We start from the raw sequence: 385 nt of genomic DNA, 5'->3' as shown, positions 1-385 counted from the left end.
TAATTCGCTTGGAAATTAGCTTCTCCAATTTAGGAAAAGCACTTTTTTGCAATAATGAGTGGTCTTTTCTGATTTTAGCAATCAAACCCTGTTTTGCAGATAAAGGCAAAACATCTTCTGCATCCATATTCAGCTGCTTGGCTGTTAGGTGCCGAATTTGCTCAATCGAAGCACTAATATGCGGTTCACCCTGCAGGTCATCCCAGAGCACATCTATTTTATTCAGCACAGCAAAACGACCTGCACGGTGTTCAGACTCATGCACATCGATATACTGCTTCCAGATTGCCATGTCACTGGCTGTAACGCCCGTGTCAGCACTCAGCATAAAGATAACAGCCTGGGCATTAGGAATCATGCTAATGGTGAGTTCGGGCTCTGAGCC

General features: G+C 44.4%; 1 pseudogene. It reads right to left on the bottom strand.

The window, feature by feature from the left end:
- Positions 1-385, bottom strand: a pseudogene (locus tag A3756_RS27565) (GTPase); the annotation flags it as partial.

It is taken from the genome of Oleiphilus sp. HI0086, from assembly GCF_001635225.1.
Note: the sequence above shows the minus strand (reverse complement) of the source record. Positions and strands in the feature narration are given on the sequence as shown.